20 protein-coding genes are annotated in these 25,007 nt (G+C 60.3%); 14 read left to right on the top strand and 6 right to left on the bottom strand.

Annotated features, from left to right (window positions below; all coding sequences use genetic code 11):
- The first annotated feature begins 531 nt into the window (after positions 1-531).
- Complete coding sequence (locus JLG71_RS20450; protein ID WP_176678768.1) at positions 532-783, top strand: hypothetical protein; 252 nt, start codon at positions 532-534, stop codon at positions 781-783.
- Between the two features lie 92 nt (positions 784-875).
- Here JLG71_RS20450 and entS read toward each other — a convergent pair whose 3' ends face one another.
- Positions 876-2,108 (bottom strand): enterobactin transporter EntS, encoded by a 1,233-nt coding sequence (entS, locus tag JLG71_RS20455; RefSeq protein WP_064406583.1) that lies wholly within the window; start codon positions 2,106-2,108, stop codon positions 876-878.
- 112 nt (positions 2,109-2,220) lie between these two features.
- Between entS and fepD the strand changes: the two genes are divergently transcribed.
- From fepD to fepC, 3 genes are read left to right on the top strand one after another with little or no spacing between them, the layout of a single operon-like run.
- Positions 2,221-3,228, top strand: coding sequence for a Fe(3+)-siderophore ABC transporter permease (gene fepD, locus JLG71_RS20460; RefSeq protein ID WP_014228353.1), 1,008 nt, complete (start codon positions 2,221-2,223; stop codon positions 3,226-3,228).
- Positions 3,225-4,217 (top strand): iron-enterobactin ABC transporter permease, encoded by a 993-nt coding sequence (fepG, locus tag JLG71_RS20465; RefSeq protein ID WP_009653197.1) that lies wholly within the window; start codon positions 3,225-3,227, stop codon positions 4,215-4,217. Before fepD ends, fepG begins: the two co-directional genes overlap by 4 nt.
- Positions 4,214-5,008 (top strand): iron-enterobactin ABC transporter ATP-binding protein, encoded by a 795-nt coding sequence (gene fepC, locus JLG71_RS20470; RefSeq protein WP_200913783.1) that lies wholly within the window; start codon positions 4,214-4,216, stop codon positions 5,006-5,008. The genes fepG and fepC overlap by 4 nt, the downstream gene beginning before the upstream one ends.
- Before the next feature lie 98 nt (positions 5,009-5,106).
- Here the strand turns inward: fepC and entF are convergent, their stop codons facing one another.
- The 3 genes from entF to fes are packed head-to-tail and all read right to left on the bottom strand — an operon-like array spanning position 5,107 to position 10,429.
- Positions 5,107-8,988, bottom strand: coding sequence for an enterobactin non-ribosomal peptide synthetase EntF (entF, locus tag JLG71_RS20475; RefSeq protein ID WP_200913784.1), 3,882 nt, complete (start codon positions 8,986-8,988; stop codon positions 5,107-5,109).
- A 10-nt stretch (positions 8,989-8,998) separates the two neighbouring features.
- Positions 8,999-9,202 (bottom strand): MbtH family protein, encoded by a 204-nt coding sequence (locus JLG71_RS20480; RefSeq protein ID WP_148851866.1) that lies wholly within the window; start codon positions 9,200-9,202, stop codon positions 8,999-9,001.
- A 27-nt stretch (positions 9,203-9,229) separates the two neighbouring features.
- Entirely contained in the window at positions 9,230-10,429 is a 1,200-nt protein-coding gene (gene fes / locus JLG71_RS20485; RefSeq protein ID WP_200913785.1) for an enterochelin esterase, read from the bottom strand.
- Positions 10,430-10,701: 272 nt separating this feature from the next.
- Here fes and JLG71_RS20490 point away from each other — a divergent pair, with 272 nt between their 5' ends.
- Positions 10,702-12,951, top strand: a complete 2,250-nt coding sequence (locus JLG71_RS20490; RefSeq protein WP_116280150.1) for a TonB-dependent siderophore receptor — start codon at positions 10,702-10,704, stop codon at positions 12,949-12,951.
- A 68-nt stretch (positions 12,952-13,019) separates the two neighbouring features.
- Entirely contained in the window at positions 13,020-13,643 is a 624-nt protein-coding gene (gene entD, locus JLG71_RS20495; RefSeq protein WP_116280149.1) for an enterobactin synthase subunit EntD, read from the top strand.
- Between the two features lie 55 nt (positions 13,644-13,698).
- On the opposite strand, the gene JLG71_RS20500 is transcribed toward entD, so the two are convergent.
- Together JLG71_RS20500 and JLG71_RS20505 are read right to left on the bottom strand one after the other, a co-directional pair.
- Positions 13,699-14,634: a transketolase family protein gene (locus JLG71_RS20500; protein WP_025107043.1), complete on the bottom strand. Its 936-nt coding sequence runs from the start codon at positions 14,632-14,634 to the stop codon at positions 13,699-13,701.
- Positions 14,627-15,457 (bottom strand): transketolase, encoded by an 831-nt coding sequence (locus JLG71_RS20505; RefSeq protein WP_116280148.1) that lies wholly within the window; start codon positions 15,455-15,457, stop codon positions 14,627-14,629. Before JLG71_RS20505 ends, JLG71_RS20500 begins: the two co-directional genes overlap by 8 nt.
- Positions 15,458-15,821: 364 nt before the next feature.
- Here JLG71_RS20505 and JLG71_RS20510 point away from each other — a divergent pair, with 364 nt between their 5' ends.
- The 8 genes from JLG71_RS20510 (at position 15,822) to JLG71_RS20545 (ending at position 24,977) form a co-directional block, all read left to right on the top strand.
- Complete coding sequence (locus JLG71_RS20510) at positions 15,822-16,772, top strand: sugar-binding transcriptional regulator (protein ID WP_004848649.1); 951 nt, start codon at positions 15,822-15,824, stop codon at positions 16,770-16,772.
- A 362-nt stretch (positions 16,773-17,134) separates the two neighbouring features.
- Positions 17,135-18,655, top strand: coding sequence for an FGGY family carbohydrate kinase (locus JLG71_RS20515; RefSeq protein WP_116280147.1), 1,521 nt, complete (start codon positions 17,135-17,137; stop codon positions 18,653-18,655).
- 280 nt (positions 18,656-18,935) lie between these two features.
- The gene (locus tag JLG71_RS20520; protein ID WP_004130307.1) at positions 18,936-19,871 is read left to right on the top strand and encodes a D-ribose ABC transporter substrate-binding protein; all 936 of its coding nucleotides are present in this window, start codon (positions 18,936-18,938) and stop codon (positions 19,869-19,871) included.
- Between the two features lie 43 nt (positions 19,872-19,914).
- Complete coding sequence (locus JLG71_RS20525; RefSeq protein WP_025107046.1) at positions 19,915-20,535, top strand: DUF2291 family protein; 621 nt, start codon at positions 19,915-19,917, stop codon at positions 20,533-20,535.
- A gap of 1 nt (position 20,536) precedes the next feature.
- Positions 20,537-22,081 (top strand): sugar ABC transporter ATP-binding protein, encoded by a 1,545-nt coding sequence (locus tag JLG71_RS20530; RefSeq protein WP_014228343.1) that lies wholly within the window; start codon positions 20,537-20,539, stop codon positions 22,079-22,081.
- A 17-nt stretch (positions 22,082-22,098) separates the two neighbouring features.
- The gene (locus tag JLG71_RS20535) at positions 22,099-23,154 is read left to right on the top strand and encodes an ABC transporter permease (RefSeq protein WP_004848640.1); all 1,056 of its coding nucleotides are present in this window, start codon (positions 22,099-22,101) and stop codon (positions 23,152-23,154) included.
- Positions 23,155-23,214: 60 nt separating this feature from the next.
- Entirely contained in the window at positions 23,215-24,012 is a 798-nt protein-coding gene (locus JLG71_RS20540) for an SDR family oxidoreductase (protein WP_004100047.1), read from the top strand.
- 179 nt (positions 24,013-24,191) lie between these two features.
- Positions 24,192-24,977, top strand: a complete 786-nt coding sequence (locus tag JLG71_RS20545; RefSeq protein WP_064375719.1) for an SDR family oxidoreductase — start codon at positions 24,192-24,194, stop codon at positions 24,975-24,977.
- The last annotated feature ends 30 nt before the right edge of the window (positions 24,978-25,007 follow it).

The raw sequence follows: 25,007 nt of genomic DNA on the forward strand, positions 1-25,007 counted from the left end.
GCGTTTACGCCGCAACCCGGGAATGTGCCGGGATAAATACATCGGTGCGGCTTCTTCCCGGGTCGCGCTGCGCTTACCCGGGCTACGGGTCCACCGCCGTCTGCGGGCCGGTAGCCCGGGTCAGGCGTTTACGCCGCAACCCGGGAATGTACGGGGATAAATACATCGATGCGGCTTCTTCCCGGGTCGCGCTGCGCTTACCCGGGCTACGGGTCCACTGCCGTCTGCGGGCCGGTAGCCCGGGTCAGGCGTTTACGCCGCAACCCGGGAATGCGTCGGGATAAATACATCGGTGCGGCTTCTTCCCGGGTCGCGCTGCGCTTACCCGGGCTACGGGTCCACCGCCGTCTCCGGGCCGGTAGCCCGGGTCAGGCGTTTACGCCGCAACCCGGGAATGTGCGGGGATAAATACATCGATGCGGCTTCTTCCCGGCTGCGCTGCGCTTACCCGGGCTACGGGTCCACCGCCGTCTGCGGGCCGGTAGCCCGGGTCAGGCGTTTACGCCGCAACCCGGGAATGCGTCGGGATAAATGCATCGGTGCGGCTTCTTCCCCGGCTGCGCTTACCCGGGCTACGAGTCTACCGCCGTCTGCGGGCCGGTAGCCCGGGTCAAGCGTTTACGCCACAACCCGGGAATGCGTCGGGATAAATACATCGGTGCGGCTTCTTCCCCGGCTGCGCTGCGCTTACCCGGGCTACGGGTCTACCGCCGTCTGCGGGCCGGTAGGGCCGGTAGCCCGGGTCAGGCGTTTACGCCGCAACCCGGGAATGCGTCGGGATAAATACATCGGTGCGGCTTCTTCCCGGGTCGCGCTGCGCTTACCCGGGCTACGGGTCCACCGCCGTCTGCGGGCCGGTAGCCCGGGTCAGGCGTTTACGCCGTCTCCGGGCGCTGAAAGCGGCGCAGCTCGCGTAGCAGCCCCACCAGCACCACGCCCACAATGACCAGCGCCCAGCCGCTGGCGCTCGCCGAAGCGGCCGGCGTCAGAATCGCGCCCAGGCCGCCGAGCAGCGCCGCGCCTATCGCATCGCCGGTCACGTTCTGCGCGGTCCACAGCCCGTTGATACGCCCGAGCATATTTTCCGGGGTTTGCGTCTGAATCAGCGTATATTGCAGCAGCGAGCTTATCGCGCTCAGCCAGCCAAACAGCGCCAGGCACAGGGCGCCCAGCGCCCACACCGGCATCAGGCTGAACAGCGCAATCGCCACAAAGGAGCCAACGGTGGTCGCCAGCATCAGCACGCCGGGCCTCGCCGTCTGCGCCAGCTGTCCGCTGGTCAACGCCCCGAACGCCGCGCCCAGAGGGATCGCGGCGTACAGCAGGCCAATCTGCGACGTCGACATCTGCCAGCTCCCGGCCAGCGCCGGATAGAGCACGCGCACCGCGCTGGCCATGGTCAGCAGGCCGCCAAGCAACGCAATGCCGCCGATAAGCGGGCTGTTAAACAGAAACTTCAGTCCCGCGTACAGCGATTTTAGCGGATGCTCGCGCGGCTGCGGCGGCGGCGCCAGCCGCGGCAAACGCAGCAGCGTCAGCGTCGTAATAAAGGTACCTGCCGCCGCCAGGCCGTAGTTCCAGGCTACGCCGCCGGTTGCCAGCAGCAGGCCGCCGATCATCGGCGAAATCACCGAGCCCAGCCGCACCGTCAGCATGGTGATCGCCCCGGCCTGCATCAGGTTTTCCCGGCCAACCAGCGCCGGAGTCGCCGCCAGCAGCGCGGTCACGCCGATTGAGGCAAACAGGCCGTCCCAGATGCCCAACAGATAGATGGCGATGAGCGACGGCTCCGGCAGCATGGCGTTGAGACACAGGCCGACGAAGCCAATCCCGCAGGTGCCGCGCGCCAGCAGGATCAGACGTTTACGCTCATAGCGGTCGGCAAGCACGCCGCCGATCATCAGACCGACAAACATCGACCCGCCGGTTAAGGTCACCGACAGCCCCACTTGCCAGGTGGAATGGGTCATCAGCTGGATTTGTACCGGGATCGCCACGCCCAGCAGGCCAAGCGACAGGATCGAGATAAAGCGGGCGATAAAGACGGCGCGAAAGGCCGGGTGGGTTTTCAGCAAGCTGAGATTCAGCAGCCAGGATTGTCGGTTCATGACAGCGCCTTGTTATTATTTTCCATACCATTTTTATGGGTGCACATGCTAACATAACCGGATAGAATCGATAACGATAATTACTATCATTATCATGTCAGGGATGTAAGCCATGTCGTCTTCCACGACCGCGGCGCGCGCCTTTGCCGTGCCGGGTCTTTTAATCGTTTTAATCATCGCCGTTGCGCTCAGCCTGCTGGTCGGCGCCAAACCCCTGCCGTTTAGCGTCGTCATTGATGCCTTCACCGGCACCTGCCAGAGCGCCGATTGCACCATCGTCCTTGATGCACGACTGCCGCGAACCCTCGCCGGGCTGCTGGCCGGCGCCGCGCTGGGTCTGGCCGGGGCGCTGATGCAAACGCTGACCCGCAACCCGCTGGCGGACCCGGGGATCCTCGGCGTCAACTCCGGCGCCAGCTTCGCTATCGTGCTGGGCGCGGCGCTGTTTGGTCTCTCCTCGCCGCAGGAGCAGCTGCTGATGGCCTTTTGCGGCGCGTTCGGCGCCTCGCTGCTGGTAGCCTTTACCGGCAGCCAGGGCGGCGGCCAGCTGAGCCCGGTTCGCCTGACCCTCGCGGGGGTCGCCCTGGCGGCGGTGCTGGAAGGGCTTTCCAGCGGTATCGCCCTGCTTAACCCTGACGTCTACGACCAGCTGCGCTTCTGGCAGGCGGGCTCGCTGGATGTGCGCACCCTGCAAACATTGAAAATCGTGCTGATCCCGGTACTCATTGCCGGCCTGGTGACGCTGCTGCTGAGCCGTGCCTTAAACAGCCTGAGCCTCGGCAACGATACGGCCACCGCGCTCGGCAGCCGGGTCGCGCGTACTCAGCTTATTGGTCTGCTGGCGATTACCGTCCTGTGCGGCAGCGCCACGGCGGTGGTCGGGCCCATCGCCTTTATCGGCCTGATGATGCCGCATATGGCCCGCTGGCTGGTGGGCGCGGATCATCGCTGGTCGCTGCCGGTGACCCTGCTGGCTACCCCTGCCCTGCTGCTGTTTGCCGACGTGCTGGGGCGCCTGCTGGTGCCCGGCGAACTGCGGGTTTCGGTGGTCAGCGCCTTTATCGGCGCACCGGTGCTGATCTGGCTGGTACGCCGCCAGCCGCGCGGAGGTGGCATGTGATTGCGCCTTCTCGTCGCCTGATTTTTAGCTGCCTGCTGCTGCTGGTCGCCAGCGCGCTGGTCTCCCTGTGGGGGCTGGGCACCGGCCTGGTGCCATTGAGCGTTGAGCAGGTTATCTCGGCGCTGCTCGGAGATGCGCCGCGCAACGTCGCCATGGTGGTGACCGAGTGGCGCCTGCCCCGCGTGCTGATGGCGCTGCTGATTGGCGCCGCCCTCGGCGTCAGCGGCGCGATTTTCCAGTCGCTGACCCGCAACCCGCTGGGGAGCCCGGACGTGATGGGGTTTAACACCGGGGCCTGGAGCGGCGTGCTGGTAGCGATGGTGATGTTTGGCCAGAACCTGGCGGCCATCGCCATGGCGGCCATGGCTGGCGGGATCCTTACCGCGCTGGCGGTCTGGCTGCTGGCGTGGCGCAACGGGATTGAAACCTTTCGCCTGATTATTATCGGCATCGGCGTGCGCGCTATGCTGGTGGCATTCAATACCTGGCTGCTGCTGCGCGCTTCGCTGGAAACCGCCCTCTCCGCCGGGCTGTGGTATGCCGGCTCGCTTAACGGTTTGACCTGGGGAAAAACCTGGCCCTCGGCGCCGCTGATTCTGCTGATGCTGGTCTGCGGGGCGCTGCTGGCGCGGCGCATGCGGCTGCTGGAGATGGGTGACGATACCGCCTGCGCCCTGGGCGTGCGGGTTGAGCGCTCGCGGCTGCTGCTGATGCTGGTCGGGGTGGTGCTGACCGCCGCCGCTACCGCGCTCGCTGGGCCGATTTCGTTTATCGCCCTGGTGGCGCCGCATATCGCGCGCCGCCTCAGCGGCACCGCGCGCTGGGGGCTGGCCCAGGCGGCGCTGTGCGGCGCCCTGCTGCTGGCGCTGTCTGATTACTGCGCGCAGCGTCTGTTTATGCCCTATCAGTTACCGGTGGGCGTGGTGACCGTCAGCCTTGGCGGCATCTACCTTATCGGGTTGTTAATTCAGGAGTCCCGCAAAAAATGACCGCTGTAACCTCCCGTTTGCGCGGCGACCAGCTGACCCTGGCGTACGGCAAAAAAACCATCGCCGAATCGCTGAGCGTCACCATTCCCGACGGCCACTTCACCGCCATTATTGGCCCTAACGGCTGCGGTAAATCGACGCTGCTGCGTACCCTGAGCCGCCTGATGACCCCGACATCCGGTCATGTGTATCTCGACGGCGAGCAGATCCAGCGTTACGCCAGTAAAGAGGTGGCGAAGCGGGTCGGCCTGCTGGCGCAGAACGCCACTACGCCGGGAGATATTACGGTTCAGGAGCTGGTGGCCCGCGGGCGCTATCCGCACCAGCCGCTGTTTACCCGCTGGCGCAAAGAGGATGAAGAGGCGGTCAGCAGGGCGATGAAGGCCACCGGCATTACCGACCTGGCGCTGCAAAGCGTCGATACGCTCTCCGGCGGCCAGCGCCAGCGGGCGTGGATCGCCATGGTGCTGGCCCAGGAGACGGCGATTATGCTGCTCGATGAGCCCACCACCTGGCTGGATATCAGCCATCAGATCGACCTGCTTGAGCTGCTAAGCGAGCTGAATCAGGAGAAGGGCTATACCCTGGCGGCGGTGCTGCACGATCTGAACCAGGCCTGCCGCTACGCGACCCACTTGATCGCCCTGCGCGACGGCAAAATCGTCGCCGAGGGCGCGCCGAAGGAGATTGTCAACGCGGCGCTGATCGAGAAGATTTACGGCCTGCGCTGTACGATCATTGACGATCCGGTGGCGCATACGCCGCTGGTAGTGCCGCTGGGCCGCAAGTAGAGATTCCCGGCTCGCGCTGCGCTTAGCCGGGCTACCCAATCTGGCACAAACGGTAGCCCGGGTAAGGCGTTAGCCGCAACCCGGGAGTTCATCTGCCCCTAATCCAATATCTCCCTGAGCACCGGGCCGATCGCTTCAAAGGCCTGCGGAGAGATAATATCCACGTGTGCGCAATCCTGGCTGAACACCTCCAGCTCGCCGACCCACGGCCCCCACACCACCTGCGGGTCCATCCCCGGCTGACGGGTTTTCTCCGCCACGAACAGCGTCGCCTTACCGTCAAACTTCGCGCTGTGCGCGGTGGTCAGCAGGCGCACCGCATCGGCATAGTTGCCTTCGATAACGCTGAACAGCTCGCCGGAAGCCTGCCCCTGCTGGGCGGCCAGAAACGCCTCGCGTTCACGGGCAATCTCCGCCAGCACCTCAGGATCCAGACCGTTCGCCTCTTTCTCCGCCCAGTTCTGCGTCTCCGGCGGCCAGGTATCGAGCAGCCCGAGGAAGGCCACCGCTTCGCCGCGCTGGCGTAACCGGGCGGCAATCCCCTGCGCCAGGGTACCGCCGAGCGAATAGCCCAGCAGATAATAGGGGCCGTGGGGCTGCTGCGTCAGCAGAGTGTGGAGATGATGTTCACACACCGCATCCAGATCCGCCGCCGTGGCCATCGGTCCCTGCGGTCGCGGCGACTGAATGCCGACGATCGACCAGCGCGGGCTTAAATAACGCGCCAGCACGCTGAACTGCCAGGCAAAACCGGAAGCCGGATGGAAGCAAAATAGCGTCGGGCCGTCGCTCTCGCGCAGCGGCAGGAGAGCGTCGAAGCCCAGCCGTTGCGCCTGCTCATCGCTCAGATCCGATGCCAGCAGCGCGCTCAGCTTGCCGACGGTAGACGCGACCATCACCTGCCCCGGAGTCACCTGCCGCTCCAGCTCGCGGCCGAGCGTCGCCGCCAGGCGCATCGCCAGCAGCGAATGGCCGCCGAGGGCGAAGAAATCGGCGTCGATATCGTTCACCTCGCAGCCGAGCAGCTGGCTAAAGGCCGCGGCGACGGTGGTTTCCACGCCAGGCTCCGGCGGACGGCCACTGCGCTCACCGCTCAACGTGGGTAACGGCAGCGCTTTACGATCCAGCTTGCCGTTAGCGCTCAGCGGCAGCGCCGGCAGCTGTATCAGCACCACCGGCACCATATGCGGCGGCAGCTGTTCGCCAAGCCGCGCTTTGAGCGCGACGGCGTCCAGCGGCAGGCCGGAGTCAGAAACCAGATAGCCCACCAGCTGACGGGCATCGCCGCCGGTTGCCGCCGCCTGATTGAAGACGCAGGCGTGAGCCACCGCCTGCGCAACGTCCGGCAGCGCGGACATCGCGCGGTCAATCTCGCCCAGCTCAATCCGCTGGCCGCGAATTTTTAGCTGGTCGTCGCTGCGCCCGAGATACTCGACGGCGCCGTTATCCAGCCAGCGGGCAACGTCCCCGGTGCGGTACATGCGCTCGCCCGGCGCGTAAGGGTCGGCAATAAAGCGGCTGGCGGTTAAATCGGGGCGCCCCAGATAGCCCTGCGCCAGCTGAATGCCGGTCAGGTAGAGATCCCCCGCCACGCCCGGCGGCACCGGGCACATGGCGGCATCAAGAATGCGTAGCCCGGTATTCCACACCGGCCAGCCAATCGGCACGCTGGTGCCGCTTACCGCCGCCAGTTCGGGCCCACAGGCCGGATACCAGCTAACGTCCACCGCCGCTTCCGTCGGGCCATACAGGTTATGCAGCGGCGCGCCGGTCAGCTGCTCCCATTCCCGACACAGCGCCGTCGGCAGCGCTTCGCCGCTGCAAAATACCCGGCGCAGGGTTTGGCAGGCGCCGACGTTCTCCGCCTCCAGCGAGGCGACGAACGCCGCCAGCATCGACGGCACAAAGTGGGTGGTGGTGACGCCATAGCGGGCAAAGAACCGCTGCATCGCCAGCGGATCGCGATGGGCTTCCGGCTCGGCCATCACCAGCTGCGCGCCGGCGATAAATGGCCACCAGAACTCCCAGACCGACACATCAAAGCTGCACGGCGTTTTCTGCGCCACGATGTCGTCAGCGCAGAGCGGATAGTGGTCCTGCATCCACAGCAGGCGGTTGACGATGGCGGTTTGCCCGACCATCACCCCTTTCGGTCGCCCGGTAGAGCCGGAGGTAAAGATGATATAGGCAGTATGCTCCGGCCGTGAGAGCGCCAGCGGCGCGGCATCCGACGCCGCCAGCGGCTGCTGGTAGCACAGGCTTTCCAGGCCGGGAATATCGCTAAAGCGCGCCCGCTGATCTTCAGAGGTAATCAGCAGCGACGGCCGGGCGTCTTCCAGCATCATCCGCAGACGATCGTCGGGATAGCCGGTATCCAGCGGCAGCCACGCGGCGCCGGCCTCAACAATACCGTGCAGCGCCAGCGTCAGGAATACCGAACGCGGCAGCGCGACCGCGACGCTATCGCCCGGCTTGACGCCCCGCGCGCGAAGCTGTTCAGCCAGCGCCACCACCTGCTGGCGCATCTCGCGGTAGCTAAACTGCCAGCGGCCGTCCGCCAGCGCAGGGGCATTCGGGGTTTTCGCCGCCTGCTCCGCTACCAGCGCGCTCAGGGTGGTGAGCGGCAGGTCGACAGCGGTCGCGTTGACCTGCCGCAGCTGTTCCGTTTCCGCCGCCGACAGCATATTCGCCTCGCCGCAGCGCAGGGTCGGATTATCGGCAAACTGGGCCAGCAGTGCGGAGAGTCGGGAGATATGGTTACGCAGCGTCCGTTCCTCGTAGCGCTGCTTATTCGCCAGCACCTCCAGCGACAGCCCCCCGGCTTCATCCGGGAAGAGCGCCAGCTCCAGGTCATTGACCGGGCCGGTGGCCAGAGTGTGGGTAATGGACTCCACGCCGTCGATATCCAGCTGATAGTCGAAAACTTTAATATTGAGCACCGGGCCAAACAGCGGTTCATCGCCCGCCGCTCTGCCGCTGTCGCGCACAATCTGTTCGGCGTCATAGCGCTGATGGCGGCGCATTTTCTTCAACTGCCCGGCAAGACGCGTGGCCAGCTCCGGCAGCGTTTCCCCGGCGTCAATAGTGACCGCCAGCGGCAGAACGTTGAGCACCGGGCCGGTAGCGGTGAGCGCCGCAGAGCCCATGCGGCGCATAAAAATAAAGCCCGCGGCATAGTCCGTTCGGCTGCACAGCCGTCCCAGCCACAGGGCGGTCAGCGCCAGCGCCAGATCGGCGCGCTGGCACTGCGGCGCCCCTGCCGCCAGCCGGCTAAAGACCCCGGCATCCACCTCCAGCTTCATGCGCCAGATATCGCTGCTGGTCGCCCTTCCCGCCAGCGGCGCGTCCGACAGCGAGGCCGGTGCCGGCAGCGCCTGACGCTGCGCCTGCCAGAACTGTTTGTCGCGCTGCCAGGCGTCGCTGCCGTAGTAGCGCTGATACTCTTCCACCACCTCGGCAAACGGCGTAAACGGGGAATCAGGCGTTGCTTCGCCGCGCTGCCAGGCGCGGTAGATCGCGGCGATCTGGCGGGTAATCGCCGGGAAGCTGAAGCCATCGACCAGCAAATGGTGGTAACGCTGATACCAGTACCAGCGGTTATCACCCACCCGCAGCAGCTGATGGCAGACCAGCGGATTGCCGCCGTCCACCCGCAGGTTTTGTCCGAGGTCGGCCTGCATCAGCGCCAGCGCGGCCGCGTGCGGGTCGCTCGCGGCACGCAGATCCCGGTAATCCGGTTCGGCAAACGCACGATGTTCATCGACCCACTGCCAGGCTTCGCCGTTATCTTCGCAAAAACGCATGCTGAGGGTGTCGGCCTGCGACAGCCCGGTGACAATGGCCCGGCCGAGCAGTATCGGGTCGATATCACCGCGCAGCTCGACATAGTGGGCGACGCTCCAGGCGCCGGGCAGCGTCGAGAGGCGCTCCGCCATCCAGATCCCCGGCTGCGCCGCAACCAGCGGTAAACGTGTGGTCATCGTGGGCTCCTCAGGATGCATGGTGGGCGGGGATCAAGGTAGACCAGTTTGCCGCCAGCCAGTCATTGCACGCCGCTAACGACTGCGGCGGGCACTCCACCGCCCAGCCTTCCGGCAGCGCGCAGGAGTGTGGCCACAGGCTGAACTGCTGCTGGCCATTGCGCAGGATGTAAAACTGCCCTTGCGGATTGTCGAAGGGGTTACTGAATTGCATGTCTAATTCCTCGTAAAGCGCGCGTTGTTACTCATCACGGCATAAAGGCTGCCACAGCTGGATAAGCCCGGTGGTCAGCCCGCCGCGCCAGCACAGCGCATCATGCCCGCCGTCAACCTGACGCCAGAAAATCGTCTGCTGTTCCAGATGCGCCAGTAGCGCCTGGTTGGCGCGAAAAATGATCGGCTCGCGAATACCGGCTTCCAGCCAGATACGTAGCCCTTGCGGATGTAATTCGCCGCGGCTCAGGCGGTCAATCAGCAGACCCGTCTGCGCGCCGCCGCGATGCGGCCACCAGTAAGAGCCGGACTGGCTGAGCACGCAGCCAAAGCGCTGGGGCCAGTAGAGCGCGGCGAACATCGAGGCCAGGCCGCCAAAGCTCTGACCCGCCACCACCGTGCGGTCGGCGCGATCGCTGAAAGGCGCCAGCCGGTGAACCATTGGCAGCAGTTCTTCCTGAACCGCCAGCCAGAACGCCTCATTGCAGGGAAGCTCCGCGGCCCGGTGCGGATTATCAATCGCGTCAATCAGCAGATAAATCGCCGGCGGGAGCCGTTTTTCGCGGGTTAAGCCCGCCAGCGGCGCCCATACCGGCATGCTTTCGGCCCAGAACTGGCCATCCAGCAGGATCGCCAGCGGGCGCGCCTGCGGCTGCGCGTCGCCGGTGGCGTAAACCCATATCCGTCGGCGGTTGCCGAGTCGCTGGCTCTGCCATTCGATGCAGAGCGGAGGTGGATAAGGTTCATCGCGCATCGCCCAGCCCGGCTGCTCCGGGGCTGCAGGCAGCTCCAGCGCGGAGACCGCGTGGCCGCGCCCTCCCTTCCAGCTTTGCGGATTGAGCGGGTCGGCAATCGCCTGCGGCAGCAGCCTGCGCCAGCCTTCGCGCAGCAGCGCGCGGTCCGGGCCGTCACCGTTAAAAAGCTGGGGGGAAAAGTCGTCGTCGCGGGCGGAAGGGATAAAGCAATAGCTGCCGCGCCAGGTCGGAGAAAGCGTGGTTTGCCAGTACCAGGCATCGGTACCGGGAATGCGCCGCAGGGTTTGCGGTACGGCATTTTTATGATGGTCAGTCACGCCGGTGATATAAATCCATACCCGCTGGATGGCCGAAGACGTTTCGTTGCCCGCCGGATCGCGCCACCAGAAGGTTACCCGATACGCGCCGTCAACGGCTTCGATTTGCGGGCCGGAGATATGCTGCCACCAGTCGTCACTTCCTGTCTTATGCATTCCTTTTCAACCCTATGTTTATCGTGACATTTATCAACAAACGCATTAATAAACGCAATATTTATTGATAATATTATTGATAACTATTTTCATTTGCAATAGCGTATTAGCGCGCTGTGGGAAGCGCGTCTTTCAAAATTAAACATGTCTGAGAGGGCTCATTTAGTCCGCGACGGAGCGCCCTTTGCCCTCGACTGGCAACATTGATACCGCCTCTCCTCCCGCTGGGAAGGGTCTTTTGGAGAAGGTGGCGACAAAAAGCAGGAATTACAATGAATAACAGGATCAAATCCCTGGCCTTGCTGGTCAATCTGGGAATCTACGGGGCTGCGTTTCCGCTGAGCGCGGCGGAAACCGCCTCCGATAGCAAAACCGCAACCGCTGATGAAACCATGGTCGTCACCGCCGCCGAGCAGAACCTGCAGGCGCCCGGCGTTTCAACCATTACCGCAGATGAAATTCGTAAACGCCCGCCTGCGCGCGACGTGTCGGAAATTATCCGTACCATGCCCGGCGTTAACCTGACCGGCAACTCCACCAGCGGCCAGCGCGGCAACAATCGCCAGATTGATATTCGCGGCATGGGCCCGGAAAACACCCTGATCCTGATTGACGGCAAGCCCGTGACCAGCCGCAACTCCGTGCGTCTGGGCTGGCGCGGCGAGCGCGATACCCGCGGCGATACTTCATGGGTACCGCCGGAGCTGATCGAACGTATTGAAGTCATTCGCGGCCCGGCGGCCGCGCGCTACGGCAACGGCGCGGCGGGCGGCGTGGTCAATATCATCACCAAGAAAAGCGACGGCGAATGGCACGGTTCATGGAACACCTACATGAACGCCCCGGAGCATAAAGAAGAAGGCTCGACTAAACGCACCAACTTTAGCCTCAGCGGCCCGCTGGGCGGCGATTTCAGCTTCCGCCTGCTGGGCAACCTCGATAAAACGCAGGCCGATGCCTGGGATATCAACGACGGGCATCAGTCAGAGCGTACCGGTGCGTACGCTAATACCATGCCTGCCGGGCGTGAAGGGGTTAAAAATAAGAACATTAACGGCGTCGTGCGCTGGGATTTCGCCCCAATGCAGTCGCTGGAGTTTGAATCCGGCTACAGCCGTCAGGGCAACCTCTACGCGGGCGATACGCAGAACACCAATACCAACGATCTGGTAAAAGAGAACTACGGGAAAGAGACGAACCGCCTCTATCGCCAGACTTACTCCGTCACCTGGAACGGCGGCTGGGATAACGGCGTGACCACCAGCAACTGGGCCCAGTACGAACGTACCCGTAACTCGCGTAAAGGCGAAGGTCTGGCGGGCGGTACGGAAGGTATCTTCAACAGCAACCAGTTCAGCGATATCGACCTCGCCGACGTGATGCTGCACAGCGAAGTTAACATCCCGCTGGATCTGGTGTTTAACCAGAACCTGACGCTGGGCTCCGAGTGGAATCAGCAGCGGATGAAGGATTTGGCGTCAAATACCCAGACCTTTATGGGCGGCGATATCGACGGCTATGACAGCACCGGCCGTAGCCCATACTCGAAGGCCGAGATCTTCTCCCTGTTTGCCGAAGACAACGTGGAGCTGACCGACACCACCATGCTGACGCCGGCGCTGCGTTTCGATCATCACACGATCGTCGGCAACAACTGGAGCCCGTCGCTCAACCTGTCTCAGGGTCTGGGGGATGACTTCACGTTAAAAATGGGCATCGCCCGCGCCTATAAAGCGCCGAGCCTGTACCAAACCAACCCGAACTATATTCTCTATAGCAAAGGCCAGGGCTGCTACGCCAGCGGTACCGGTACCGGTTGTTACATGATGGGTAACGATGACCTGAAAGCCGAAACCAGCATCAACAAAGAGATTGGCCTTGAGTTTAAACGCGACGGCTGGCTGGCGGGGGTGACCTGGTTCCGCAACGACTACCGCGATAAAATCGAAGCCGGCTACGCGCCGATTTCACAGACTACGAACGGTAAAGTGAAAACCGATATCTATCAGTGGGAAAACGTGCCTAAAGCGGTGGTTGAAGGTCTGGAAGGCACCCTGAACGTGCCGGTCAGCGAAACGGTGAACTGGACCAATAACATCACTTATATGCTGCAAAGTAAAAACAAGGAAACCGGCGATCGTCTGTCGATTATTCCGGAATATACCCTGAACTCCACCCTGAGCTGGCAGATTCAGCAGGATATTTCCGTACAGTCGACCTTCACCTGGTACGGCAAGCAGCAGCCGAAGAAATATAACTACAAAGGTGAGCCCGCGGTGGGTTCTGAAACGGATGAAGTCAGCCCATACAGCATCGTTGGCCTGAGCGCCACCTGGGATGTGACCAAAAACGTCAGCCTGACCGGCGGCGTGGATAACGTCTTCGACAAGCGCCACTGGCGCGCGGGGAATGCGCAAACCACCGGTAGCCTGACCGATGTTTCTTATATGGCTGGCGCGGGCGCCAATACCTATAACGAATCAGGCCGCACCTGGTATCTGGGCGTCAATACCCACTTCTGATTGTCTGGCCGTTCCCCCCGCCCTCTTGCCATAGAGGGCGGCGGGGAGAATCTGTTAACATCCCCCCTATGCAAACCCAACGTTCTATCATTCAGCTTGCCGATCGCTCGCTGCAGCGTGTCGATTTCGACCCATTGACCTTTCGGCCTGAAGATCTCCTCTGGCTGCCTCATCATGCCCGGCTAAGCGGCTGCGCCCGCAAGCGGCAGAGCGAACATCTTGCCGGGCGTATCGCCGCGGTTTATGCGCTGCGGGAGGTCGGTGAAAAAGAGGTGCCTGCCGTTGGCGATCGGCGCCAGCCCCTGTGGCCCGCGCCGTGGTACGGCAGCATCAGCCACTGCGAACGCAGCGCGCTGGCGGTTGTCTCCGCCGGGCCGGTCGGCGTTGATATTGAGCGCATCCTGTCTCCCGCCCTCGCGGCCGAGCTGGAAAGCAGCATCGTCAATAGCGCGGAAAAAAGCCTGCTGGACGCCAGCGGCCTGCCGTCGGCGCTGGCGCTGACGCTGGCGTTTTCGGCAAAAGAGAGCGCATTTAAGGCCAGCCCGCCCGAAATACAGAACGGCGTGGGTTTCAGCGATTTTGAGGTGACGTATATAAAGGAAGGAAACCTGCGGCTTCGCCTCTCCGCCGTGGCGTATCGGCTGCAATGGATTAAGGCCGGTGACTACATCATCACGCTCTGCGCATCGTAAAAAACAAAACCCGCGCGGCAGACCGCGCGGGTTATCGGTTTACGGCGCCGTAAAATCAGCGCATTTTCTGCGCCAGCCCGGCGACGGAAGCGGCATCGAAGCCGTGGTGTTTGCGCAGCCAGCCGCGGTCTGCCGCCGCCGCATACTCGCCATCCGGGATCCCCAGACGTTTGAGCGGGATTCCCGCGCCGGCTTCGGCCAGCACTTCCGCCACCAGGCTCCCCAAGCCGCCGTTGACGTTATGCTCCTCCACCGTTATCACCGCTTTGCACGGCTTCAGCGCCGCCAGCAGCGCGGCGGTATCGCAAGGGCGAATGGACGGCACGCTCACCACTTTGGCCTGAATCCCCGCATCGGCCAGCCTCTGCGCGGCATCGACGATTTCATGCACCGTCGAGCCGGTGGCCACCAGCGCGATATCCTCGCCTTCCCGCAGCGTAACGACTGCTCCCGGCACAAAGCGATAGCTTTCATCGTGCAGCTCCGGCAGCGCCTTGCCGTCGAGGCGAATATAGACCGGCCCCTGATAGCCGATGGCGTAATCGATAATCTGCCGACATTCGCGCGGCGAAGACGGAGCGAAAATCTGGATATTACCGAAGCCGCGCATCACCGCCAGATCGTCAATCGCGTGATGGGTGCTGGCCAGCGGGCCGTAGCTGGCGCCGGCGTTAAGGCCAAATAGCTTAACGTTGGTGTTGTTATAGCAAACGTCGACTTTAATCTGCTCATTGGCGCGGGAAATCAGGAACGGCGCGGCGTTACAGGTGACCGCCACTTTGCCTCCCAGCGCCAGACCCGCCGCCGTCCCGACCATGCTCTGCTCGGCGATGCCCACGTTCACCAGACGCCCGGGGAACTGTTTAATAAACGGCGCGATTTTGGCCGTTGACGTGGAGTCAGCCACCACCGGCACCAGATCGACGCCGCGGTCGACCGCATCAATAAAGGCCTGAACCATCACGCTCGCCAGGTGTTCTGCATTACTCATCTTTCAGTTCCTCCAGTGCCAGTGCAATTTCTTCGCCTTTCGGTACCCGGTGGTGCCACTCCGGGCGCCCCTGGATAAAGGAAATACCGGCACCTTTCGTGGTGTTGGCGATAACGACGTTCGGTTTACCTTCCTGCGTCAGCCCTTCCAGGGTCGCCACTACCGACGCCATGTCGTTGCCCTGGCATTCGGTGACCATCATCCCGAAGGCCTTCCATTTATCAGCCAGCGGATCGGTATTCATGATTTCGCGCGTCGGACCCGCCAGCTGGAGATTGTTCTTGTCATTAATAATGATGAGATTATCAAGGCCGTAGTGCGCCGCGGCCAGCGCCGCTTCCCAGTTACTGCCTTCCGCCAGCTCGCCATCGCCGGTAATTAAAAAAATGCGGCGGGAGCTGTTGCTTTTTTTCGCAGCCAGCGCCAGCCCCACCGCAACAGGCAAACCGTGGCCCAGCGCGCCGGTGTTGAGCTCAATCCCCGGCGTTTTCTGGCGCACCGGGTGACCCGGAAGATGGGAGTTCGCATGCTGATAGGTTTCCAGCCACTCAACCGGAAAGAAGCCCGCCTCGGCCAGCACGCAGTAGTAGCAGCCCACCGCATGGCCTTTCGACTGGATGTAGATATCGCGCTGGTCGTCAGCCAGACGCTCCGGCGCGACGTTCAGAATGCGGAAATAGAGCGCGGTGAGCAGTTCAACCTGCGACAGGTCGGCGCCGGTGTGCCCGCCCGCAGGGCTGTTGGCGTTCAATCTGACGATATGGCGACGTACGGCGCGGGCTTTACGCTCAAGGGCCTGGACATCATAGCTATAGGGATTCATTTAATACCTCTGAATTTATTTTCAACTTGGAATATTTATTCCGTCAGGGACTAAAAAAACCAGACATCCCCAGGCAACGCATCGTAAGGCTTACGCCGCTGCATCATACTCAGGAACATTCTGCCTCCTTACCACCGGGCGTGACGTCACCCGGGCACTTTTCAGTTGACCTGAAATCGCTATGAATATATATTCACTAACGACTCTTTATTCAATTATGCGGCTACTGTTCTGTTTTTGTCCATAGCTGATTTTGAGGATTGGCGAAAGTTAGATATCCATCACACTTAACTGTCTTTTCTTTTCGCGTATGATAATGAGCTCTAACATAATGGCTGCACGTAAATGATTTTCGGGGAAATATATGGCTAAGCAGGATGAACAACGGCTATTAGTTAAGATTGCCACGCTCTACTATCTTGAAGGACGAAAGCAGTCCGATATCGCTCAACTTCTCTCGCTTTCTCAGTCATTTATCTCCCGAGCGATCGCCCGCTGCCAAAAAGAAGGCGTGGTCAAAATCAGCGTTGTTCAGCCATCGAATATTTTCCTCAATCTTGAAAAAGGCCTCGAGGATCGCTACGGAATTAAACAGGCCATCGTCGTGGATACCGAAGAGGACGCCAGCGATCACACCATCAAGCGCGCCATTGGATCCGCCGCGGCCCACTATCTGGAAACGCGATTGCGGCCGAAAGATCTGATTGGCGTCTCGTCGTGGAGTTCGACTATCCGCGCAATGGTTGATGAGGTTCACGCGCAAAACCTGAAGGCCAACGGCGTGATTCAACTGCTCGGCGGCGTGGGTCCTAACGGTAACGTGCAGGCGACCATCCTGACCCAGACCCTGGCGCAGCGTCTGAACTGTGAAGCCTGGCTGCTCCCTTCCCAGAGCATCGAAGGTTCTACGGAGGAGAAAAATCGCCTCGTGGCCAGCAAAGATGTCGCCGATGTGATTGCGCGCTTCGACGAAGTCGATATCGCCATCGTCGGGATTGGCATCCTTGAACCTTCGCAGCTGCTCAAAACGTCCGGTAACTACTATCACGAAGATATGCTGCAGGTGCTGGCGGAACGCGGCGCCGTGGGTGACATTTGCCTGCACTACTACGATAAAAACGGCAAGGCGGTGTTACGCGATGATGAAGATCCTGTGATCGGCATGGCGCTGGAGAAAGTGAAGAAGTGCCCTAACGTGGTGGCCCTTGCCGGCGGCAGCGAGAAGGTAGCGGCTATCAAAGGCGCGCTTTCAGGCGGTTATATCGATGTTCTGATCACCGATTATCCAACGGCCAGGCTGCTTATCGCCGGGTAATTTCCTCACTCAAACACTTTCCCACAGCCTTTACGCTTTCCTTCAGGCGTAAAGGCTTCGCCAATAAATTTTTATATTTCAATCGTATATAACCAGCCAACCGCGCTCTTTTCCCCCGACATCCGGAAGCTTCACCAAACGGATAAGTGTGATTGCCAGCACAATTGATAACTTTTCCTGTAGCCCGACGGGAAGTTTCTGGCTAAGGTAACAAATAAATAATCACTATCGAATATATATTCAGTGATTAAAAAAGTGAAAACGAATTGTCACATCATGGCCTGCTAAGAAGCAATGCGATAAAGAGGAATGCCGACTTCCCCCTCCGCGCCAGGACGAAGTGTGACTCAGGAGACTACCTAATGCAGGCAACACGTAAAGAGTTCATCATTGCGCTGGACGAAGGCACCACCAATGCCAAAGCCGTCGTACTCGATAGCCGCGGCCAGGTCGTGGTGAAATTCTCTCAGCCGCTGGCGATCCAGACGCCGCGTGAAGGCTGGGTCGAGCAGTCGGGAGAAGTCCTGGTTGACGCTTCGCTGGCGGTTATCGCGCAAGCGGTAGCGCACATTGGCGCAGAAAACGTCGCGGCATTAGCCATCAGTAACCAGCGCGAGACCGCGATCGGCTGGTATCGCCAGAGCGGTAAGCCAATCAACGCCGCGATCACCTGGCAGTGCAGCCGCAGCGCCGCGTTTTGCGATGAACTGCGCCACAGCGACAAAGAGCGGCAAATCAAGGCCGTGACCGGCCTGCCGATTGCGCCTCTGTTTTCGGCCTCGAAAATGCGCTGGCTGCTGGAATCTCTTCCTGAGGCGCGCGCGCTGGCTGAGCGCGGAGAAATCTGCCTCGGCACTATCGACAGCTGGCTGCTGTGGAACTTAACCCAGGGCGAGGCGTTCTACTGCGATTACTCCAATGCCGCGCGTACCCAGCTGCTGAACCTGCAAACCGGCCAGTGGGATGACAACATGCTGGCGCTGTTCCAGATCCCGCGCGCCGCGCTGCCGGAGATCAAGCCCTCCAGCGGATTGTTTGGCTATACCCGGGGGTTGAACGCTATCCCTGACGATATTCCCGTAATGGCGATGGTCGGGGATTCCCACGCCGCGCTGTTTGGCCACGCGCTGGGTGAACTCGGCTGCGTGAAAGCCACCTACGGTACGGGGTCATCGGTGATGGCGCCGGTAAAATCCGCACAGTGCGATATCGACGCGCTGGCCACCACCATAGCCTGGCACGACGGCGACAGCATCACCTACGGACTCGAAGGTAATATTCCGCATACCGGCGATGCCGTGGCGTGGATGGCGGACAGCACCGGTCTGAGCGAACTTTCCGATGCCGAACTGGCGCATGAACTCAACACCCTGCCCGCCTCCGTGGACTCCACGCTGGGCGTCTATTTTGTGCCGGCGTTAACCGGCCTGGGAGCCCCGTGGTGGGATGACAGCGCCCGCGGCGTGATTTGCGGCCTGAGCCGCGGCGTCAAGCGCGCCCATCTGATTCGCGCCGCGCTGGAATCCATTACCTATCAAATCGCCGATGTCGTGGTAGCGATGCGCCAGCAGGACGACTTCCACTTAACGGCGCTGATGGTCGACGGCGGCCCAACCAGGAACGACTGGCTAATGCAGTATCAGGCTGACCTGCTCGGCTGTCCGGTGATGCGCAGCGACGTTGCCGAGCTGTCGGCGATTGGCGCGGCCCTGCTCGCGCGCAAAGCCCTGAATCCCGGATCGGTGACCGACCTGAACGCGTTTTTAACCGAACACAGCGAATTTATCCCCGATATGGCCCGCCACCAGCGCCTGCAGAAAAGATGGCAGGAGTGGCGCCATGCGGTGAACAGAACATTATGGAAACCGGCAACGTCCGCCTGACGCCCACCAGGGAATCGAACGCGTGACGCACCTTAGAGCCTATCCCAGTAGGCGTTATTGGCGCAGGCAGTTTGAACACGGACAGCGCGGAAGAACCGGAGCGTACACATAGTACGTGAGGATTCTGAGCACTGCCCTGGTTCAAAATGGCCAGTAAAATAGCCCTAATGGATAGGCTCTTAATCATCAACAAAAGGAGACCCCCGGCCCATAAACTCGATTTACAGGCCTTACGTTGTTTCACCGTACCCGACAATAACAACCAAGAGAGAAAATTGTCATGAAATTACGTTTAACGCTTTTAACCGCTGCTACCCTGACCGCCTTTTCTTTCGCTGCCCAGGCGGCAGAAAAAGGCACCATCATGATCATGGTTAACTCGCTGGATAACCCCTATTACGCCTCTGAAGCCAAGGGCGCTAGCGAAAAAGCCAAAGAGCTGGGCTACCAGACCACCATTTTGTCGCATGGTGAAGATGTCAAAAAACAGAATGAGCTGATCGATACCGCCATCGGTAAAAAAGTTCAGGGCATTATTCTGGATAACGCCGACTCCACCGCCAGCGTCGCCGCCATTGAAAAAGCGAAGAAAGCGGGTATTCCGGTGGTTTTAATTAACCGCGAAATTCCTGTCGATGATATCGCGCTGGAGCAAATTACCCATAATAACTTCCAGGCCGGTTCTGAAGTCGCCAACGTATTTGTCGAGAAAATGGCGGAGAAAGGCAAATATGCCGAACTGACCTGTAACCTTGCGGATAATAACTGCGTGACCCGCTCTAAATCTTTCCACCAGGTGATTGACCAGTACCCGGATATGGTCAGCGTCGCTAAGCAGGACGCGAAAGGCACGTTAATCGACGGCAAGCGCATTATGGACAGTATTCTGCAGGCGCACCCCGACGTGAAAGGCGTGATTTGCGGCAACGGTCCTGTGGCCCTCGGCGCCATTGCCGCGCTGAAAGCCGCGAATCGTAACGATGTGGTGGTGGTCGGTATCGATGGCAGCAACGATGAGCGCGATGCGGTAAAAGCCGGCACCCTGCAGGCCACCGTAATGCTTCAGGCGCAGGCCATCGCCGCTCAGGGGGTGACCGACCTCGATAACTACCTGCAAAAAGGTGAAAAACCGGCCAAGCAGCGCGTGATGTTCCGCGGCATTCTGATTACTCAGGACAATGCAGACAAAGTGCAGGACTTCAATATCAAATCCTGATTTCGGGTTGTTGCGCCCCGTCCGGGGCGCACAGGAGCGTATTATGTATAAAAAAATCTCGCTGACGCTGGTTATTCTTGCGCTCGGGGGCTGTCGTATCGTCTCTCAGCAGGAGCTGGCCGATCTTAAATCTCCGCCCAACCCGCATATGGCGGATATCGATCGGACATGGCAAGACCAGCTGGTTCCCCAGGTTGTGGCTAAAGCCCGCCCCGTTGCCGAGCTGATGACCGCCCTGCGCGCGGCGAAAGATATCGATAGCGCCTGCAAAACCTTAGGCTATCGCGCTCAGGACGAAAACCCCTGCGTGTTTTACGTCAAAGTCGAAGGCAATATCAGTAAAATTGACTCCGCTTCGCGCAGCGGAAAAATGACGATTGAGGATATCAGTGGCGGCAACGTGGTGGTGCAAATTGGCCCAACGCTGCGCGGCACATTATTACGCGACGGCTATCAGGGCGCCAGCTATCAGGACTTTAACGATCAGGTGCTGTTTGGCGAATATAGCCGGGCGATTAACGAACATGCGGTCAAGATGATCCAGACGGCGCAGGTGAAAACCGGCGAAGCGGTACAGGTGTACGGCGTGTTCTCGGCCTGGGATATTCCGCAGACCATGCCTGATATTACGCCAGCCAAAATTGTTCGTTTGGGAGGGCAATAACATGCAGCGGCAAGAACTCGTCAATTCCCAACCAGTCGACTCTGAAGTTATTATCGAAACTCGCGAATTATCTCGCGTTTATCCGGGCGTTGTCGCCTTAGATAGCGTGAATTACCGGGTCTATCGAAATAAAGTAAACGTTCTGATCGGTGAAAATGGTGCGGGTAAATCCACCATGATGAAAATGCTTGCTGGCGTTGAAACACCCTCTTCCGGTCAAATTATTCTTGATGGCGCCCCGGTGACCCTTAGCTCAACGCACCAGGCTGAAAAGCAGGGAATCAGCATCATTTTTCAGGAATTAAATTTATTCCCGAATATGAACGTCATGGATAATATTTTTATGGCTAACGAATTCTTTCAAAAAGGGAAGATTAACGAAAAATATCAATATGAGTTAGCCAAATCATTACTGGAAAGACTGGAGCTGAATGTCGATCCCTACACCCAGCTTGGCGAATTAGGCATTGGCCATCAGCAGCTGGTGGAAATTGCGCGCGCGCTTTCTAAGGACACCCGGGTATTAATTATGGATGAACCCACTTCCGCGCTCAGCCAGTCGGAAGTCAAAATCCTGTTTAACGTGATCGAACAGCTTAAACGCCGCGGCGTCACCATTATCTATATTTCCCACCGTCTGGAAGAGCTGATGGAAATTGGCGACCACATCACCATTTTCCGCGACGGGCGCTTTATCAGCGAGCGCGAGGTCAGCGACGCCAGTATCCCGTGGATTATCGAACAGATGGTCGGCGATAAGAAAAAACATTTCGACTACCGCCCGGCGCCGAAAGGCGAAGCGGTCCTTGCCGTTGAAGGTCTGACGGCGCTGCACCCCAGCGGCGGCTATAAGCTCAACGATGTGACCTTTACCTTAAGTAAGGGAGAAGTGATCGGCATCTACGGCCTGCTCGGCGCCGGACGCACGGAGCTGTTTAAAGGCCTGGTCGGCCTGATGCCCTGCCAGAGCGGTAACGTCCATCTCAACGGCGAAAATATCGAAAAGGCCCCGTTCCAGGCGCGGCTAAAAAAAGGGCTGGCGCTGGTGCCTGAAGACCGCCAGGGAGAAGGCGTGGTGCAGATGATGTCGATTCAATCGAATATGACCCTCTCTGATTTCAGCCTGCAGGGATTTCGTCGGGCGTGGAAATGGCTGAATCCGCAGAAAGAAATCGCCTGCGTCAAAGAGATGATTCGCGAACTGGCAATCAAGGTGAGCGACCCCGATCTGCCTGTCACCTCGCTCAGCGGCGGCAACCAACAAAAGGTGGTGCTCGGCAAGGCGTTGATGACGAAGCCGGAGGTGGTGTTTCTCGATGAGCCCACTCGCGGTATCGACGTCGGCGCGAAAACCGACGTTTATCATCTGATCGGCAAAATGGCCCAGCAGGGTCTGGCAGTGATGTTCTCTTCATCGGAGCTGGATGAAGTGATGGCGCTGGCGGATCGCATCCTGGTCATGGCCGACGGTCGGATTACCGCCGATTTACCGCGTCATGCGGTGACCCGCGAAAAACTAATCGCGGCTTCAACACCTCAAGATTAATCAGGCTGGAACCCATCATGAACCAGAAATATATGATTTATATGTACCTGCTGAAGGCCAGAACGTTCATCGCTCTGCTGCTGGTTATCGCGTTCTTCAGCGTGATGGTACCGAATTTCCTGACCACATCTAACCTGCTGATTATGACCCAGCACGTGGCCATCACCGGCCTGCTGGCCATCGGCATGACGCTGGTTATCCTGACGGGCGGTATCGACCTCTCCGTCGGCGCCGTGGCCGGCATCTGCGGCATGGTGGCCGGGGCGCTGTTAACCAACGGCCTGCCCTTATGGAACGGCAGCGTTATCTTCTTCAACGTACCGGAAGTGATCCTCTGCGTGGCGCTCTTCGGCGTGCTGGTTGGCTTCGTTAACGGCGCGGTCATCACCCGCTTCGGCGTCGCGCCCTTTATCTGCACCCTGGGCATGATGTATGTCGCCAGAGGCTCGGCGCTGCTGTTCAACGACGGCAGTACCTACCCCAACCTCAACGGCATGGAAGCGCTGGGCAACACCGGTTTCTCCACCCTGGGATCCGGGACGCTGTTGGGCATCTATCTGCCAATCTGGCTGATGATCGGCTTCCTGCTGCTGGGCTACTGGCTGACCACCAAAACCCCGCTGGGCCGCTATATCTACGCTATCGGCGGTAACGAATCCGCCGCACGCCTGGCCGGCGTGCCTATCGTCAAGGCAAAAATCTTCGTTTACGCCTTCTCCGGCCTGTGCTCAGCGTTCGTCGGCCTTATCGTCGCCTCGCAGCTGCAAACCGCGCACCCGATGACCGGCAATATGTTCGAAATGGACGCCATTGGTGCCACCGTGCTCGGCGGAACCGCGCTGGCGGGCGGTCGCGGCCGGGTAACCGGATCAATCATTGGCGCGTTCGTCATCGTCTTCCTCGCCGACGGCATGGTGATGATGGGGGTCAGCGATTTCTGGCAGATGGTCATTAAGGGGGTGGTTATCGTCACCGCCGTCGTCGTCGACCAGTTCCAGCAGAAACTGCAGAACAAAGTCATCCTGATGCGCCGCCATGAGGAGAAGCTGGCGGCGGCAGGCGCCACCAGTTAATCACCTATTTATTACCCCGCCGGACGCACTGCCGTCCGGCTTCAATAAGGGATGAAAAACATGCAAAGAAATTTCCAGAACAAAACGGTTGTTATCACCGGCGCCTGCCGCGGAATTGGTGCCGGTATTGCCGAGCGCTTTGCGCGCGACGGCGCGAATCTGGTGATGGTCTCTAACGCCGAGCGCGTCCACGAAACGGCGGAAACCCTCCGCCAGCGCTACCAGGCCGACATCCTGTCGTTACAGGTTGATGTGACCGACGAAGCGCAGGTGCAGTCGCTGTACGAGCAGGCGGCAGCGCGTTTCGGCACCATCGACGTCTCTATCCAGAACGCAGGCGTGATCACCATCGACTATTACGATCGCATGCCGAAAGCCGACTTTGAAAAAGTGCTCGCCGTTAACACCACCGGCGTCTGGCTGTGCTGCCGCGAAGCCGCCAAATATATGGTCAAGCAGAACCACGGTAGCCTGATCAACACCTCTTCCGGCCAGGGTCGTCAGGGCTTTATCTACACCCCGCACTATGCCGCCAGCAAAATGGGCGTGATCGGCATCACCCAAAGCCTGGCGCACGAGCTGGCGCCGTGGAATATCACCGTTAACGCCTTCTGTCCGGGCATTATCGAAAGCGAGATGTGGGACTACAACGACCGCGTCTGGGGCGAAATCCTCAGCACCGAGCAGAAGCGCTACGGTAAAGGCGAGCTGATGGCGGAGTGGGTCGAAGGCATTCCGATGAAGCGCGCCGGCAAACCGGAAGACGTTGCCGGGCTGGTGGCGTTTCTCGCCTCCGACGACGCGCGCTACCTCACCGGGCAGACCATCAATATCGATGGCGGCTTGATTATGTCGTAATGCCGCCAGCCTGGCATTTTTCAGGTCAGGCTACACAAATCATATCCCGGAGGCGGTGCTGCGCACCTGTCCGGGCTACCCGACGGCACAAGCCCCGTAGCCCGGACAGGCGCAACGCGCCGCCTCCGGGAACGCCAACACCGGGCATGCTAAAGAATATTTTTTAGAGAGAAATGACTATGATCGCAAAAGATTTTGCCCAACAGCTGTTTAACCTGCAGGACCGCGTGGCCTTTGTCACCGGCGCGGGCAGCGGCATCGGCCAGATGATTGCTTACGGGCTCGCCAGCGCGGGGGCTCGGGTCGTCAGCTTCGATCTCCGCGAAGACGGCGGCCTCGCCGAAACCGTCAAAAATATTGAAGCCATCGGCGGAGAGGCCTGCTACTACACCGGTGATGTGCGCCAGCTTAGCGACCTACGCGCCGGCGTGGCATTAGCGAAAAGCCGCTTTGGCCGCCTCGATATAGCCGTCAACGCCGCCGGGATTGCCAACGCCAATCCGGCGCTGGAGATGGAAACCGAGCAGTGGCAGCGGGTTATCGATATTAACCTGACCGGCGTGTGGAACTCCTGCAAAGCGGAAGCCGAACTGATGCAGGAAACGGGCGGCGGTTCGATTATTAATATCGCCTCGATGTCCGGCATTATTGTTAACCGCGGTCTCGATCAGGCGCACTATAACTGCTCTAAAGCGGGCGTTATCCACCTGTCGAAAAGCCTGGCGATGGAGTGGATCGGCAAAGGGATTCGGGTCAACTCCATCAGCCCCGGCTATACCGCCACGCCGATGAACACCCGCCCTGAGATGGTTCATCAGACCCGCGAATTCGAAAGCCAGACGCCGATCCAGCGTATGGCGAAGGTTGAGGAGATGGCCGGCCCGGCGCTGTTCCTCGCCAGCGATGCCTCCTCGTTCTGCACCGGCGTTGACCTGGTGGTTGATGGTGGTTTTGTCTGCTGGTAGAACGGATTTAGCGTAGAAAAATGCCGGTAA

The organism is Klebsiella michiganensis (genome assembly GCF_015139575.1).
Lineage (GTDB): Bacteria > Pseudomonadota > Gammaproteobacteria > Enterobacterales > Enterobacteriaceae > Klebsiella > Klebsiella michiganensis.

Coding starts and splice junctions, on each gene's coding strand:
- JLG71_RS20450 (WP_176678768.1), top strand. CDS start 532: ATGCATCGGTGCGGCTTCTTCCCCGGCTGCGCTTACCCGGGCTACGAG.
- entS (WP_064406583.1), bottom strand. CDS start 2,108: ATGAACCGACAATCCTGGCTGCTGAATCTCAGCTTGCTGAAAACCCAC.
- fepD (WP_014228353.1), top strand. CDS start 2,221: ATGTCGTCTTCCACGACCGCGGCGCGCGCCTTTGCCGTGCCGGGTCTT.
- fepC (WP_200913783.1), top strand. CDS start 4,214: ATGACCGCTGTAACCTCCCGTTTGCGCGGCGACCAGCTGACCCTGGCG.
- entF (WP_200913784.1), bottom strand. CDS start 8,988: ATGACCACACGTTTACCGCTGGTTGCGGCGCAGCCGGGGATCTGGATG.
- JLG71_RS20480 (WP_148851866.1), bottom strand. CDS start 9,202: ATGCAATTCAGTAACCCCTTCGACAATCCGCAAGGGCAGTTTTACATC.
- fes (WP_200913785.1), bottom strand. CDS start 10,429: ATGCATAAGACAGGAAGTGACGACTGGTGGCAGCATATCTCCGGCCCG.
- JLG71_RS20490 (WP_116280150.1), top strand. CDS start 10,702: ATGAATAACAGGATCAAATCCCTGGCCTTGCTGGTCAATCTGGGAATC.
- entD (WP_116280149.1), top strand. CDS start 13,020: ATGCAAACCCAACGTTCTATCATTCAGCTTGCCGATCGCTCGCTGCAG.
- JLG71_RS20500 (WP_025107043.1), bottom strand. CDS start 14,634: ATGAGTAATGCAGAACACCTGGCGAGCGTGATGGTTCAGGCCTTTATT.
- JLG71_RS20505 (WP_116280148.1), bottom strand. CDS start 15,457: ATGAATCCCTATAGCTATGATGTCCAGGCCCTTGAGCGTAAAGCCCGC.
- JLG71_RS20510 (WP_004848649.1), top strand. CDS start 15,822: ATGGCTAAGCAGGATGAACAACGGCTATTAGTTAAGATTGCCACGCTC.
- JLG71_RS20515 (WP_116280147.1), top strand. CDS start 17,135: ATGCAGGCAACACGTAAAGAGTTCATCATTGCGCTGGACGAAGGCACC.
- JLG71_RS20520 (WP_004130307.1), top strand. CDS start 18,936: ATGAAATTACGTTTAACGCTTTTAACCGCTGCTACCCTGACCGCCTTT.
- JLG71_RS20525 (WP_025107046.1), top strand. CDS start 19,915: ATGTATAAAAAAATCTCGCTGACGCTGGTTATTCTTGCGCTCGGGGGC.
- JLG71_RS20530 (WP_014228343.1), top strand. CDS start 20,537: ATGCAGCGGCAAGAACTCGTCAATTCCCAACCAGTCGACTCTGAAGTT.
- JLG71_RS20535 (WP_004848640.1), top strand. CDS start 22,099: ATGAACCAGAAATATATGATTTATATGTACCTGCTGAAGGCCAGAACG.
- JLG71_RS20540 (WP_004100047.1), top strand. CDS start 23,215: ATGCAAAGAAATTTCCAGAACAAAACGGTTGTTATCACCGGCGCCTGC.
- JLG71_RS20545 (WP_064375719.1), top strand. CDS start 24,192: ATGATCGCAAAAGATTTTGCCCAACAGCTGTTTAACCTGCAGGACCGC.